This window comes from Glycomyces algeriensis, assembly GCF_027622855.1.
In the GTDB taxonomy this organism is placed as follows: Bacteria; Actinomycetota; Actinomycetes; order Mycobacteriales; family Micromonosporaceae; genus Glycomyces; species Glycomyces algeriensis.
In genome coordinates, this window is sequence record NZ_JAPZVR010000002.1 from 390,681 (window position 1) to 404,309 (window position 13,629).

15 protein-coding genes are annotated in these 13,629 nt (G+C 71.0%); all 15 read right to left on the reverse strand.

The features are described from left to right. Positions 1 to 104: 104 nt before the first annotated feature. On the reverse strand, positions 105 to 902 hold the full coding sequence (locus tag O2L52_RS05025) for a SigB/SigF/SigG family RNA polymerase sigma factor (protein WP_270114235.1): 798 nt from the start codon (positions 900 to 902) through the stop codon (positions 105 to 107). Positions 903 to 1,174: 272 nt separating this feature from the next. Continuing rightward, positions 1,175 to 2,953, reverse strand: coding sequence for an acyl-CoA mutase large subunit family protein (locus O2L52_RS05030; RefSeq protein ID WP_270114236.1), 1,779 nt, complete (start codon positions 2,951 to 2,953; stop codon positions 1,175 to 1,177). A 296-nt stretch (positions 2,954 to 3,249) separates the two neighbouring features. Further along, positions 3,250 to 3,651: a Rid family hydrolase gene (locus tag O2L52_RS05035; protein ID WP_270114237.1), complete on the reverse strand. Its 402-nt coding sequence runs from the start codon at positions 3,649 to 3,651 to the stop codon at positions 3,250 to 3,252. 17 nt (positions 3,652 to 3,668) lie between these two features. Continuing rightward, complete coding sequence (gene priA / locus O2L52_RS05040; protein ID WP_344469187.1) at positions 3,669 to 4,400, reverse strand: bifunctional 1-(5-phosphoribosyl)-5-((5-phosphoribosylamino)methylideneamino)imidazole-4-carboxamide isomerase/phosphoribosylanthranilate isomerase PriA; 732 nt, start codon at positions 4,398 to 4,400, stop codon at positions 3,669 to 3,671. Positions 4,401 to 4,407: 7 nt separating this feature from the next. After that, positions 4,408 to 5,028 carry an imidazole glycerol phosphate synthase subunit HisH gene (gene hisH, locus O2L52_RS05045; RefSeq protein ID WP_270114239.1) on the reverse strand — a complete coding sequence of 207 codons (621 nt, stop codon included), beginning with the start codon at positions 5,026 to 5,028 and terminating at the stop codon, positions 4,408 to 4,410. Positions 5,029 to 5,037: 9 nt separating this feature from the next. Then, positions 5,038 to 5,196 (reverse strand): hypothetical protein, encoded by a 159-nt coding sequence (locus O2L52_RS05050; protein ID WP_270114240.1) that lies wholly within the window; start codon positions 5,194 to 5,196, stop codon positions 5,038 to 5,040. After that, positions 5,193 to 5,801, reverse strand: a complete 609-nt coding sequence (hisB, locus tag O2L52_RS05055) for an imidazoleglycerol-phosphate dehydratase HisB (RefSeq protein WP_270114241.1) — start codon at positions 5,799 to 5,801, stop codon at positions 5,193 to 5,195. Before hisB ends, O2L52_RS05050 begins: the two co-directional genes overlap by 4 nt. Continuing rightward, positions 5,798 to 6,958, reverse strand: a complete 1,161-nt coding sequence (locus O2L52_RS05060; protein ID WP_270114242.1) for a histidinol-phosphate transaminase — start codon at positions 6,956 to 6,958, stop codon at positions 5,798 to 5,800. The genes hisB and O2L52_RS05060 overlap by 4 nt, the downstream gene beginning before the upstream one ends. Beyond that, positions 6,955 to 8,265 carry a histidinol dehydrogenase gene (gene hisD / locus O2L52_RS05065; RefSeq protein ID WP_270114243.1) on the reverse strand — a complete coding sequence of 437 codons (1,311 nt, stop codon included), beginning with the start codon at positions 8,263 to 8,265 and terminating at the stop codon, positions 6,955 to 6,957. The genes O2L52_RS05060 and hisD overlap by 4 nt, the downstream gene beginning before the upstream one ends. Positions 8,266 to 8,310: 45 nt before the next feature. After that, positions 8,311 to 9,084: a hypothetical protein gene (locus tag O2L52_RS05070; protein WP_270114244.1), complete on the reverse strand. Its 774-nt coding sequence runs from the start codon at positions 9,082 to 9,084 to the stop codon at positions 8,311 to 8,313. 73 nt (positions 9,085 to 9,157) lie between these two features. Next, complete coding sequence (locus tag O2L52_RS05075) at positions 9,158 to 10,258, reverse strand: MinD/ParA family ATP-binding protein (protein ID WP_270114245.1); 1,101 nt, start codon at positions 10,256 to 10,258, stop codon at positions 9,158 to 9,160. A 237-nt stretch (positions 10,259 to 10,495) separates the two neighbouring features. Next, entirely contained in the window at positions 10,496 to 11,446 is a 951-nt protein-coding gene (locus tag O2L52_RS05080) for an RluA family pseudouridine synthase (RefSeq protein WP_270114246.1), read from the reverse strand. Then, entirely contained in the window at positions 11,443 to 12,084 is a 642-nt protein-coding gene (gene lspA / locus O2L52_RS05085) for a signal peptidase II (RefSeq protein ID WP_270114247.1), read from the reverse strand. Before lspA ends, O2L52_RS05080 begins: the two co-directional genes overlap by 4 nt. Continuing rightward, the gene (locus O2L52_RS05090) at positions 12,057 to 12,452 is read right to left on the reverse strand and encodes a TraR/DksA family transcriptional regulator (RefSeq protein ID WP_344472596.1); all 396 of its coding nucleotides are present in this window, start codon (positions 12,450 to 12,452) and stop codon (positions 12,057 to 12,059) included. Before O2L52_RS05090 ends, lspA begins: the two co-directional genes overlap by 28 nt. A gap of 494 nt (positions 12,453 to 12,946) precedes the next feature. Then, positions 12,947 to 13,609: a hypothetical protein gene (locus O2L52_RS05095; protein ID WP_270114249.1), complete on the reverse strand. Its 663-nt coding sequence runs from the start codon at positions 13,607 to 13,609 to the stop codon at positions 12,947 to 12,949. Positions 13,610 to 13,629 lie beyond the last annotated feature (20 nt).

Sequence of the window (13,629 nt, forward strand, 5' to 3'; positions counted from 1 at the left end):
GCCGGGCACCGCATGGTCCCGAGGTGCAATCGCCCACAAGACGGGAAGCGGCGGGCCTCTCGGCCCGCCGCTCCGGCGTGGTGCTCCAATTGTGGGACGGCGCCTTAACGGGCGGCCTGGTCCAGTCCGTCGCGCAGATCCTCCAGCGTGCGGTGGAGGAGCCGGGAGACGTGCATCTGCGAGATGCCCACCTCTTCGGCGATCTGCGTCTGCGTCATGTCGCCGTAGTACCGCAACGCCAGGATCTTGCGCTCCCGCTGCGGGAGCTCCTGGATGAGCGGCACCAGCGACTCGTGGTTCTCCACGAGTTCGAGCGCGGCGTCCTCCTCGCCGACCGACTCGGCGAGCGTCGCGCGCTCCCCGTCGGCGTACGGCGGCTCGTCGAGCGAGACCGCCCGGTAGGCCTGCCGTGCCTCGTAGCCTTCCTGCACCTCGGCGACGGTGATGTCGAGATGCTCGGCCACTTCCTCGTCCGTCGGCGGCCGGCCGAGCCGCTGCGAGAGCTCGCCGCCGGCCTGGTTGAGCGAGATCCGCAGCTCCTGCAGCCGGCGCGGAACGCGCATCGGCCAGCTGGTGTCGCGGAAGTGCCGTCGCACCTCGCCCATCACCGTGGGCACCGCATAAGAGAGGAAGTCCGCCCCCTGGTCGGGGTCGAAGCGGTCCACGGCGTGGATGAGGCCCACGGAAGCGACCTGAACGAGGTCGTCCTTCGCGATGCCCTTGCCCGAGAACCGCTGCGCGATGTGCTCCGCCAGGGGTAGGTGGCCGGTGACCAGTTGATCCCGCACGTCTTGCCGACGCGGGTCGTCCTCGTCAAGGGAGGCCAGCTCCCGAAACAGCGGCGCCAGGTGCCCGTACTCGTCGGAACCCTTGCGCTTGCCTTCTGATCGTTTGTCCGCCATGCGATCGCCCTCCAGTCCTTATGGACATCGGTTGAAGCATGTTGCCCGTTCAGGGGGCCTGTCGCTTCTCATTGTAAGTCTCAGTGCGAGCCTGGGGCAAGAATAAAAGAGGTAAATTTCGGATTATAAGGCTCTTAAGGGACTTTAGGGACACTCATCCCATATTTCATTGTTACTGCGCGGTTGGGTACCCTGCCGCCAACAACCCGAAACCACCTCATGTGCCGATCGTCACCGGAAGCAGCAACACGGCCGGTCCGGCACCGGAACGGTCAGAGACCGGTGGTCTCGCGGTACTCGCCCCACTCCACCCGCAGCACCCCGCAGATCTCCCCCAGGGTCGCCTCCGCGCGGGCCGCCGCCAGGATCGGCTCGATGAGGTTCGCCGTGCCCTTCGCGGCCGCCTGGATCTCGGCCAGCGCGCGATCGACGGCGGCGTTGTCGCGTCCGGCGCGGCGGCGCGCGAGCACGGCGTTCTGCTCCCGTTCGACGTCGCCGGAGATGCGGAGGATCTCCAGGTCGGGGGTGACGGTGTCGTGGAGCTCGGTGACGCCGACGATGTGCTTGGTGCCGTCCTCGAGCTGCTGCTGGTAGGTGAAGGCGGCCTCGGCGATCTCGGCGTTGAACCAGCCGTCCTCGATGCCCTGCAGGATGCCGGAGGTGACGGGGCCGATCTCGTGGCGCGGGGCGCCCTCACTGGAGGCGTCGGAATTCATGGCGTCCAAGGCGGCCGTGGCCGGGTCCGCGCCGCGCCCGGCGGAGTCGGCCATGGGCGCAGTGCCGCCGAGGGCGAGGATCTGCAGGAAGATCTTCTCGGCTTCGGCTTCGATCTTGTCGGTGAGGGCCTCGACGTACCAGGAGCCGCCGAGCGGGTCGGCGACGTTGAGGACGCCGGTCTCGTCGCGAAGCACGGACTGGGTGCGCAGGGCGATCTCGGCGGACTGGTCGGTGGGGAGGGCGAGGGTCTCGTCTAGGGCGTTGGTGTGCAGGGAGTTCGTGCCGCCCATGATGGCCGCGAGGGCTTCGACGGCGGTGCGCACGACGTTGTTGTAGGGCTGCTGGGCGGTGAGGGAGACGCCGGCGGTCTGGGTGTGGAAGCGGAGCCACTGGGCGCGGTCGGTCTTGGCGCCGTACACGTCGCGGAGCCAGCGGGCCCAGATGCGGCGGGCGGCGCGGAACTTGGCGATCTCCTCGAAGAAGTCGATGTGCGCGTCGAAGAAGAAGGAGAGGCCGGGGGCGAAGCGGTCGACGTCGAGGCCGCGCGAGAGGCCGAGTTCCACATAGGAGAATCCGTCGGCGAGGGTGAACGCGAGTTCCTGCGCGGCAGTGGATCCGGCCTCGCGGATGTGGTACCCGGAGACCGAGAGCGGCTTGTAGCGCGGGATGTTCTCGGCGCAGTAGGCCATGAGGTCGCCGATGAGGCGCAGGTGCGGCTCGGGCGGGAACAGCCACTCCTTCTGGGCGATGTACTCCTTGTGGATGTCCGTCTGGAGCGTGCCGTCCAGTGTGGAGATGTCGACGCCCTGGCGCTCGGCGGCGGCGAGGTACATGCAGAAGATCGGGATCGCGGGCCCGGAGATGGTCATCGAGGTGGTGACGCCGCCGAGGTCGATGCCGGCGAAGAGGCGGTCCATGTCGGCGGTGGAGTCGATCGCGACGCCGCAGTGGCCGACCTCGCCGAGGGAGGCGGACTCGTCGGAGTCGCGGCCCATCAGGGTGGGCATGTCGAACGCGACGGAGAGGCCCCCGCCGCCCGCTTTGAGGAGCATCTTGTAGCGGGCGTTGGTCTGCTCGGCGTTGCCGAAACCGGCGAACTGGCGGATCGTCCAGGGGCGGCCGCGGTAGCCGGTGGGGTAGAGCCCGCGGGTGAAGGGGAACTCGCCGGGCCAGCCGATGCGTTCCATGCGGGGGTCGGCCACGCCTTCGGGCGGGCCGTAGACCGGTTCGGTCTCGAGCCCCGAGAGGGTCGTGAAGTCGGCCTCCCGTCGGGCGGCGGCCGCATAGCGCTTGGCCCAGCGCGCCCGGCCTTCGTCGATCTGGTCAGCGTCCACGGTGACACCCCATTTTCGGTCGTTCCTGCCGCGCCGGTCCCGCCGTCGCCGCCGGCTCGTGGCCTGCGAACGCCGATGCGACCGCTTCGGCGAGCCCCGGTCAGGCTCAAGGCCCATACTACTGAACGATCGTTCAGGCGCACAGGAGCGCGGCCCTCGGATCATCGCATGCGGACCGGGAGTGCCAGTGCAAATCGGGGACCCCGGGTTCCCCCGGTTTCGGCAAGGCTTTGGACCTTCCACGGGCGCTGCCCATGGCCCCGGAAGGGTGCGCCGCAAAGCGAAGCGCGGTCGCGTCAGTCGATGTCGCGCCAGGCGCGGAAGCCCTCGAGTTCCACGGCGACGATCTGGCCGGGGTGGAAGAGGCCGCTCACGATCACGACGGTGGCCGTGGGGCGGACGACGCCGAAGAACTCGCCGTGGACCCGGCCCACCGGGTCGGCGTGGACCGGGTCGGTGACGTACAGGCGGGAGCGCACCACGTCCGAGACGCCCGCACCGGCGTGGACCATCGCGTCCAGGGCCGTGCGGAAGGCCTCGCGGGCCTGCCCGGCGGCGTCGCCCTTCAGATGCGGACGCGCCTCGACGTCGGCAGTGCAGGCGCTGGTGAGGACCAAGGGCCCCACCGCGACCGCCCGCGAATAACCGTAGAGCTGCGCCCACGGCCCGGTCTCCGGTACACGTTCGACCAATGCCATGCGCGCCTCCCCTGTGGTTACAGTCCCTTCAACAGGTTCAACGCCTCAGCGACCGTGAAGTTACGCTCATACAGCGCCGTTCCGACAATGGCACCCTCGACGCCGATACCGGTCAGGCCGGCCAGCGCGCGCAGGTCGTCGAGCGAGGAGACGCCGCCCGAGGCGATCACGGGCTTGTCCGTGGCCTCGCAGACCGAGCGCAGCAGGTCCAGGTTCGGGCCCGAGAGCATCCCGTCGCTGTTCACGTCGGTGACGACGTACCGCTCGCACCCGGCGCGCTCGAGCCGCTCCAGGGTCTCGAAGAGCTCGCCGCCCTCGCGGGTCCAGCCGCGCGCCGCGAGGCGCCCGCCCTTGACGTCCAGGCCGATCGCGACCCGGTCGCCGTACTCGCCGCAGATGCGGTCGCACCACTCCGGGTTCTCCAGCGCGGCGGTGCCGATGTTGACGCGGCGGGCCCCGGAGTCCAAGGCGCGCTTCAGGGTCTCGTCGTCGCGGATGCCGCCGGAGATCTCCACCTGCATGTCCACTTTCGACACGACCTCGGCGAGCAGCCCGTGGTTCGTGCCGCGCCCGAAGGCCGCGTCGAGGTCGACCAGGTGCAGCCACTCGGAACCCTGGCGCTGCCACTCGAGGGCGGCCTCGATCGGGTCGCCGTACGCCTTGCCGGAGCCGGCGACGCCCTGCACGAGCTGGACGGCCTTGCCGCCGGTCACGTCAACGGCCGGAAGAAGCTGAAGTTCGGTCATCATTTGCCTTTCAGGAAGCCAGGTCCTTGATCCAGTTGGACAGCAGCGCGTACCCGGCGTCGCCGGACTTCTCGGGGTGGAACTGGGTGGCCGCCACCGAACCGCGCTCCACGGCGGCCACGAACGGCTCGTCGTGGGTGCAGATCGCGGCCAGCGCGCCCGGGGGCACGGCCTTGGCGGCGTAGGAGTGCACGAAGTAGAAGCGCTCCGCGGGGTCGATCCCCGCGAAGAGGCGCATGCCTGCGGCGGCTTCGACGGTGTTCCAGCCCATGTGCGGGATGCGCTGGGCCGCAAGGAGTTCGACGCGGCCTTCGAAGACGCCGACCCCGCGGGTCCGGACGCCGTGCTCGACGCCCTCCTCGAAGAGCACCTGCTCGCCGACGCAGACGCCGAGCACCGGCGCTCCGGCGGCGGCGCGCTCGCGGATCACCGCGTCGACGCCGTGCTTGAGGATGCCTTCCATGCAGGCCGCGTAGGCGCCCACGCCGGGCACGAAGAGCCCGTCGGCGCGGCGGGCCTTGTCGAGGTCGCTGGTGAGCTCGACGTCGGCCCCGGCGCGCTCCAGGGCGCGGAACGCCGAGCGGAGGTTGCCCGAGCCGTAGTCGAACAGGGCCACACTGGGTTTCGCCATGGGACTCCCCTAGCCGTAGATCAGGTAGACGCCGCCGAGGAACGCGGCCACGGCGACGACCGCGACGACGATCGCGGCGGCGTACTTCTCGTTCTTGCGCAGGCTCACCGAGCCGCCGAGGAGGATGCCGGCGACCGCCATGAGCAGGATCGGCCCGGCGTAGCTCACAGGACGCCCTTGGTGGAGGGGATGTCGGTGCCGTCGATGCGGGTGGCGTACTTCATGGCCCGCGCGAGGGCCTTGAACTGGGCCTCGATCACGTGGTGCGCGTCGGGCTTCTGGCCGGGGTTGGCGGCGCGGAGCACGGTGACGTGCAGGCAGATCCGGGCGTGGTACGCGAAGGACTCGAGGATGTGGCGGGTCATCGAGGTCGGGTAGTCCGTGCTGATCATCGGGGCGATGTCCATCGGCTCCTCGTGGACCATGTACGGGCGGCCCGAGAGGTCCACGACGGCGCGCGCGAGCACCTCGTCGAGCGGCACGGAGGCGTCGGCGAAGCGCACGACGCCGGCCTTGTCGCCCAGGGCCTCGGCGAAGGCCTGGCCGAGCGCGATGGCGGTGTCCTCCATCGTGTGGTGGGCGTCGATGTGGAGGTCGCCCTTGACGGCGATCTTGATGTCGAACCCGCCGTGCTTGCCCAGCTGGTGGAGCATGTGGTCGTAGAAGCCGACGCCGGTGGAGATGTCGACGGTCTTCTCGGTGCCGTCGAGGTCGACGTAGACGTCGACGCTGGTCTCACCGGTGGTGCGGACGATGTGCGCGGTGCGGCTCACGGTTGTTGCTCCTGCAGGTCGAACATATCGGGTCGCTGCTCCAGCGCCTGGTCGAAGGCGTCGAGCAGCGCGGTGGTCTCGTCCTCGGTCCCGGCGGTGATCCGCAGGCGGCCGGGGAGGCCGACGTCGCGGATGAGCACGCCCCGGTCGAGGATGGCGCGCCAGACGGCGGCGGCGTCGCGCAGGCCGCCGACGAGCACGAAGTTCGCGTCGGAGTCGGCGACGGGGAGCCCCTTCGCGCGCAGGTTCTTGACGATGCGGTCGCGCTGGTGCTTGAGCTCGTCCACCTCGGCCTGGAGCTGGGCGGCGCACGCGAGCGCGCCGCGCGCGGCGGCCTGCGTGATGCTCGAGAGGTGGTACGGCAGGCGCACCAGCAGCAGCTTCTCGACGAGCTCGGGGTCGGCGGCGAGGTAGCCGACGCGGGCCCCGGCGAACGCGAACGCCTTGCTCAGCGTGCGGGTGACGACGAGGCGCTTGCGCCCGGCCAGGCGGCCCAGCGCGGTCGAGCGCGGGTCGCGGGCGAACTCGGCGTAGGCCTCGTCGATGACCACGATGCCGCGGGCGGCCCCGTAGGCGGCGTCGATGACCTCGGGTTCGAGCGCGGTCCCGGTCGGGTTGTTCGGCGACACGAGGAACACCAGGTCCGGGTCGTGCGCGGCGATCGCGTCGCGCACGTACTCGGGGCTGAGCGTGTAGCCGTCCTCGCGTCCGGCGTCGATGAAGGCGGTGCCGGTGCCGCGGGCGAGCAGCGGGTGCATCGAGTAGGACGGCATGAAGCCGAGCACGGTGCGGCCCGGCCCGCCGAAGGCCTGGAGCAGCTGCTGCAGGATCTCGTTGGAGCCGTTGGCGGCCCACACGTGGTCGGCCGTGAGATCGTGCCCGAGGTAAGCGGCGAGGTCGGTGCGCAGCGCCACGGCGTCCCGGTCGGGGTAGCGGTTGAGGCCGCGCAGCTCCCGCCCGATGAACTCGGCGACCACGGCCGCCACCTCGTCGGGGATCGCGAACGCGTTCTCGTTGGTGTTCAGCTGCACCGGCACGTCGAGCTGCGGCGCACCGTACGGCGACTGCCCGCGCAGGTCCTCGCGGAGCAGGTTCTCGATCTCGCTCGCCCGCCCGTCGCCCGCCACCGCCCGAACCGGAGTGAAATCGGTACTCATCGGGCCTCGAATCTCGCGGACACGGCCTCGCCGTGCGAGGGCAGGTCCTCGGAGTTCGCGAAGGCCACCACGTCGTCGGCGACGACCTCGAGGGCCTCGCGCGTGTAGTCGATGAGGTGGACCGCGCGCAGGAACGTGTGCACGCTCAGCCCGGCCGAGTGGCGGGCGCAGCCGCCGGTCGGCAGCACGTGGTTCGAGCCGGCGCAGTAGTCGCCGAGGGAGACCGGCGAGTAGGCGCCGACGAAGATCGCCCCGGCGTTGCGGATGCGCAGGGCCACCTCGCGGGCGTCCGCGGTCTGGACCTCCAGGTGCTCGGCGGCGTAGGCGTCGGCCACGGCCACCGCCTCGTCGATGTCGGCGACGAGGATCGTCCCGGACTGCTCCCCCGCGAGGGCGGTCTGGATGCGCCCGGCGTGGCGGGTGTCGGGCACGCGCCGCGCGAGCTCGTCGTCCACCGCGTCGGCCAGGTCGGCCGAGTCGGTGATGAGGACCGAGGCGGCCGCCGGGTCGTGCTCGGCCTGGCTGATGAGGTCCACGGCCACGTGGACCGGATCGGCGGTGGCGTCCGCGATCACGGCGATCTCGGTGGTCCCGGCCTCGGCGTCGATGCCCACGAGGCCGCGCACGGCCCGCTTGGCGGCGGTGACGTAGATGTTCCCCGGGCCCGTGATCATGTCGACCGGCGCGCACTCGTCGGTGCCGTAGGCGAACATGCCGATGGCGGCCGGTCCGCCCACGCTGTACACCTCGTCGAGGCCGAGCATCCCGGCGACGGCGAGGATGCCCGGGTCGGGCAGGCCGCCGTTGTTCTTCTGGGCGGGGGACGCGAGCGCGATCGAGCCGACCCCGGCGATCTGGGCCGGGACGGCGTTCATGATCACGGAGGAGGCGAGCACAGCGAGGCCGCCGGGCGCGTACAGGCCCACGCGGCCCACCGGCAGGTACCGCTCGGTGACGGTGCCGCCGGGCGCGACCTCGGTGACGACCTCGGGGAGGCGCTGGGCCTCGTGCGCGGTGCGCACCCGGTCGATCGAGGTCTGGTAGGCGCGGCGCAGCTCGGGGTCGAGCTCCTCGACGGCGGTCTTGATCGCGCTGTCGGGGACGCGCAGGTGCTCAAGGCGCACATGGTCGAAGCGCTCGACGATCTCCACGACCGCGCTGGTGCCGCGATGCCTGATGTCGTCGATCAGCGGCTGGACCGAGCGCAGGGCCTCGTTGACGTCGAACGCCGCGCGCGGCATCAGCTCGCGCAGGGCGCGGGCCGAGTAGCCGGGTACTTCTCCTGAAAGGTCGATGCGTCTGAGCACGGTCCAAGCGTAGTTGCCCGGCTTTCCAGGTCAAAAGGCATACCGCTATTCGGGAGCGTCCGTTCGAAGACTGGGCCGACGTGACCAGCCCGCGCAGACGGTGTAAGTGAAGGTCGCGGCGAGGGCCATGACCGCCAGGGCCCCGAGCTGGAGCGAGTCCAGGGCCGTTGTGAGGTTGCCGACCTTCAGCGCCGCCCACGCCGCGGCGGGGTCGAGCTCGACGAACAGGACCGACGGCGGGCGCCACACGTGGGCGCCCACGGGGGCGCGCTCGACCGAGTCCCAGAACTGCTGCCACTCCTTCGCGCCGATCTTCCACGCCACCACCTGGCAGCCGATCGAGCCGATGACCAGGCCGAGCAGCAGCAGCGGGCCGCGCCGCTCGCGCATCGCGGCCCACGCGAAGGCCGCCGCGAGGATGCCCAGGACCAGGCCGATCCCGGCGAACGCCAGGTCGCCTTCGACGTAACCGCTCGGGTAGGTCTCGATCGAGGCCCAGCCGCCCTCGAGCACCTCGAACTCCACGCGCGGGGTGGCCACCTGCCACAGCATCGCGGCCGGGACGCCGAGCGCGGTGAGGACGACCGCGAGGAACCCGGCGGCGAGCAGGTCGCGGCCGATCGTCCGCTCCGACCGGGGGGACCTGCCGTAGACGTGCCCACCGTCGTCACGAGAAGCACTGCCGTCACGAGCGGCACTGCCGTCGCGGGAGGCACTGCCCTGGGAGTCGGCCGGTTCCGCCGGGGCGACGGCCGCCCCTTCCCTGCCCGCACTGTCGTCCGGACGGAGGTTCACGGTGCGCTCGGCGTCGTCAGTCACGCCTGGAATCCTGCCACAGCGGTGCCCGCGCCCGGCAGGGATGTACGGGAGCGAACGGTGCGGAACGCGTCGGTTACAAACCGTCGACAATGGTCGCGGCGGCCTCGAACCACGCCGCGCGCGTCTCCGGCCGCAGTGCCGAGAACTCGATCTTCGCGCCCGGCTCGAGCGACGGGTCGTACGGCACCACCGCGCAGGCGCGGGTGCGCTGCGAGAAGTGCCGCTGGAGGTCGTTCAGGAGCGGCCCGGGGTTCGGGGTCGGCATGGACAGCAGCGTGACCGCGTTCTTGACGAGGTTCCCGTAGCCGCCCTCCTCGAGGTGGTCGAGCATCCAGTCCGCCGAGAACGCCGCGTCCTCGCGGGGCACCGTGGTGACCACGAGCCGGTCCACCGAGGAGACCACGGTGCGCCAGTTCGGGGACTCCACGTTGTTGCCCGTGTCGATGCAGACGATGCCGTGCGTGCGCGTGAGGATGTCGAGCACCCGCAGGACCGTGGTCGGGTCGAGGCGGCGCTGCAGCTTCGGGTCCTCGTCGCCGGCGAGGACGTCGAAGGAGCCGTCGGAGGAGTGGCGCAGGAACTCGTCGAGGTGCTCGGGCAGGTGCACCCCGGCGGCCTCGACCTGGTCGAGGTGCTCCACGAGGTGGCGGATCGTGCGGCCGTGCCGCGCGGACCCGGCCCGCAGGCCCAGCGTGCCGCGCAGTTCGTTGTCGTCCCAGGCGATCACGCCGCCGTTGCGGGCCGTGCCCATGGCCGCGGCCGAGAGCACGGTGGCGGTCGTCTTGTGCACGCCGCCTTTGGGGTTGATGAACGCGATGACCCGGCTGCGGCCCAGGTCGCGGCGCAGGCGCTGCAGCGCGACGGGGCTCGGCTCGGTGTGCTGCTGGCGGCGCGGCTGCGGCGGCAGGCCCTGCTGGGGCGGGCGCACCTGCCCCGCGAGCTGCGCGGCGCTCGGCGGCGTCTGCGTCGCCACGGGAGGACGGCGGCCCGCCGTGGGCACCGAGTAGTGCGCCTGGCCGGGCGGCGGACCGACCGGCGGCGAGGGCGGGTAGGCCTCGCGCGGCGGGGGCGTCGGGGTCTGCTGCGCGCCACCGGCGCGTCCGCGACGTCCCAGGAGCTTCTGCCAGCGGGAACCGTCTGACCGGTCGTTGTTCCAAGCTTCGGGCGTGTTCACTCACAACCTCCTCTCGGGCGGACCAATCCGCGGCTCGCAGCTGCGCTGCGGCCGACTGAAGCGTCGCCACCCCGACCGGAAACCATTACCACCCGCGACTATTAGATCACGACGATCCCTCAAGGCCCGTTGCGAATCGCGGACCCACAGGCCCGGGGGTGAGGCGTGCGTTACGCCCGGAGCGACGATGCGGCGAGCGTTGCCACAGGGTCTTGCAGGACCCAGTCTAGTGGCTCCCTAAGAGTCCTCTCGCAACCGCGCCAGTGCCAATTCGAGGTCGGCGGGGTAATCACTCGTGAAGGTGACCGTCGCACCGCGTGTCGGGTGCGCGAACTCCAGGCGGTAGGCGTGCAGCCACTGCCTGGTCAGGCCCAGCCGCTCGGCCATCTTCGGGTCCGCGCCGTACGTCGCGTCGCCCACCAGCGGGTGCCCCAGGGCCGAGAAGTGCACCCGGATCTGGTGCGTTCGACCGGTCTCCAGCCCGACGTCCATGAGGGACGCCCCGGGGAAGACCTCGATCGTGTCGTAGTGCGTGACGCTCGGCTTGCCGTCGGCGACGACAGCCCACTTGTAGTCGTGGCGCGGGTGCCGCCCGATCGGGGCGTCCACGGTCCCCGACAGCGGGTCCGGGTGCCCCTGGGCCACCGCGCGGTACCGCTTCGAGACCCGGCGCTCCTTGAAGGCGCGCTTGAGCTCGGAGTAGGCGGCCTCGCTCTTGGCGACCACCATCAGGCCCGACGTGCCCACGTCCAGGCGGTGCACGATCCCCTGGCGCTCATCGGGTCCGTGACTGGAGATCCGGTACCCGGCGGCGGCGAGGCCGCCGGTCACCGTGGGGCCGGACCAGCCCGGGCTCGGATGCGCCGCGACGCCCACGGGCTTCATGACCACCACGATGTCGTCGTCGTCGAACACGATCTCGAGCCCCTCGACGGGCTCGTCGCGCCGCACCAGCAGGTCCTCCGGCGGCGGCGGGAGCACCACCTCCAGCCAGGCACCGGCGGTCACGCGCTCGGACTTGGTCTGGCAGGGCGCGCCGTCCACCGTGACGTCGCCGGCGGCGCACAGCTCCGCGGCCACGGTCCGGGACAGGCCCAGCAGGCGCGAGACGACCTGGTCGACCCGCTGGCCCTCGAGGCCCTCGGGGACCGGCATGGCGCGGGTCTGGCGCGCGGCCACGTCGTTCATGCCGTCTCCTTCTGCTTGTCGCCCTTGCTCGGCGACGGCTTGCGGGACTCCGGCGAGAAGCCGTGCCCGGTCAGCTCCAGCAGCACGATGAGCACCACGCCGCAGCACAGCGCGGCGTCGGCGATGTTGAAGATCGGGAACGCCTGCGCGTCCGGCTTGAACACGCTGATGAAGTCCACGACGTGCCCGTGCGCGAAGCCCGGCTCCCGGAAGTACCGGTCGAACAGGTTGCCCGCGGCGCCGCCCAGGACCAGGCCGATCGCGATCGCCCACACCGGGTACACGATCCGGGTCGAGAGCACGATCAGGAACACCACCACCGCCGAGGCGATGATGGTGAAGATCCACGTGTAGTCCGTGCCGAGGCTGAACGCCGCCCCCGAGTTCCAGGTGAGGTCCAGGTACACGAGACCGCCCAGGATCCGCACCGGATCGGTCGGCTCCAGGTTCGCCTCGGCCAGGTTCTTGGTCCACTGGTCGAGACCGACCGCGAACACCGCTATCAGCAGTGCCGCTATCGTCAGCCCGACCCTCCGGCGGGGCTGCTTCTCAGGGGTGGTGGTCTCGTCGGGACCCGAACCTGCTTCGGTCTCGGGCTGCGTGTCCTCGCTCAGCGTCGCTCCTCCAGCTGTTTGCAACTGACGCAGAGGGTAGCCGACGGGAACGCGGCCAACCGCGCCGCCGGGATGGGGTTGCCGCACTTCTCACAGAAGCCGTAGCCGCCCTCGTCGAGGCGCTCGAGCGCGTGGCTGACCTGGCGGATGCGCTCGGAGAGCGAACCGGCCACCGCCACCTCGTGCTCGTGCTCGACGGTCTTCGAACCGGAGTCGATCTGGTCGTCGCCGGCCGTGTCGCTCAACCGCTCGCGCTGGGCGAGGGTGATCGAGTCGGTGTAGCGCTGCTGCTCGTCCACGAGCTCGTCGAGCCGCTCCTTCAGGGCGGCGCGCAGCTCGGCCTGCTCGCTCTCGGTGCGCAACTGCTGGGCCTCGGTCTCCTCCTCGCCAATGCCCGCGTCGACGGCGGGCGCGGGCGGCGCCTGCTTCGCGGCCTTCTTGGCGGCGGTCTTCTTCGCGGCGCTCGCCGTCGGCGCCTTGGCGGCGGCCTTCTTCACCACCGCCTTCTTGACCGCGGCCTTCTTGACCGCCTTCTTCGCGGCCTGCTTCTGGGTCTTCTTCGCTGGACTCATGACGCGCCTCTGGAGGGGTATGTCGGCTCGGGTTCCTGTGGCGTCAGAGCACGGCGGGGCCGCAGCGGCGGCCCGCATCGGGTGTTCGGCATGGCGGCTCCCGAAGTCGCGTACTCGTGACGGCCTCGTCGAAACGAGGACAATGCGCGTCAGGCCCCGCCGAGGCGGGGGCCTGCCGCGCAATAAGCACACAGGATACGCAAGTCCTGCAAGTAGGTCAATTACTTCGGGAACTTGGGTCCGGACTGCGCGTTACCGAGAGCGCGACCGCCGGGAGGCCGTCAAGAGCAATCCCTTGCCGGGACGCGGCGCCGTTACCGGCTCCCCGCAGTGGGCACGAGGAGCAGCCGCGAGACCGGCTCGCACATCGCGCACGGGGTGAAGCCCAGTTCGAGCGCCTCCGCGACGGCCAGCGGCTCGTGGTCGCGGCCGGTCAGGTGCGCGCACGCCGAGTGGTGGAAGCGGGGGCGGCCGTCGACGACGGCGACCTCGGTGTCCAGGCGCATGAGGGCCGCCGACTCGACGCTCGTCATGCGCTGCTCGGTCGGCTCGTCGACCGTGGATTCGGGGGCTCGGTGGCGGTTGACGACGTCGGCGCGGCTCTGCCGCGGCGGCACGTCCTCGAACCGGATCTCCGGATCGCGGTCCACCGCGTAGTCCATGGGCTCGAAGACCTTGCCTTCGAGGAGCGGCATCTCCGTGGTCGGGGTGTCGTCCAGTCCGATCCGGCGGAACTGCTGGGTGTCGTCGTCGTCGGGCCGCCTCGGCGAACGCTGCGGGCCGCGGGACGACCCGGCCCGGCGCTCGGTCATGCGGGGGCGCTTGGCGCCCCGGCCGCGGATCCCGACGTACAGGGCCGCGCCAGCGGCCAGGCTCGCCGCGATGGACGAGACCAGCAAATGGTTGTTCCCGGTGATCATGCCAGTGACCAGCAAGACCGCCCCGGTGACGAGGATCAGCAGGCTGCTGACGATCACGTCGATTCCTCCCCTGCGCA

Bases quoted from the DNA above. Each gene is read 5' to 3' on its own strand.
- O2L52_RS05025 (WP_270114235.1), bottom strand. From the start codon at position 902: ATGGCGGACAAACGATCAGAAGGCAAGCGCAAGGGTTCCGACGAGTAC.
- O2L52_RS05035 (WP_270114237.1), bottom strand. From the start codon at position 3,651: ATGGCATTGGTCGAACGTGTACCGGAGACCGGGCCGTGGGCGCAGCTC.
- priA (WP_344469187.1), bottom strand. From the start codon at position 4,400: ATGATGACCGAACTTCAGCTTCTTCCGGCCGTTGACGTGACCGGCGGC.
- hisH (WP_270114239.1), bottom strand. From the start codon at position 5,028: ATGGCGAAACCCAGTGTGGCCCTGTTCGACTACGGCTCGGGCAACCTC.
- O2L52_RS05060 (WP_270114242.1), bottom strand. From the start codon at position 6,958: ATGAGTACCGATTTCACTCCGGTTCGGGCGGTGGCGGGCGACGGGCGG.
- O2L52_RS05080 (WP_270114246.1), bottom strand. From the start codon at position 11,446: ATGAACGACGTGGCCGCGCGCCAGACCCGCGCCATGCCGGTCCCCGAG.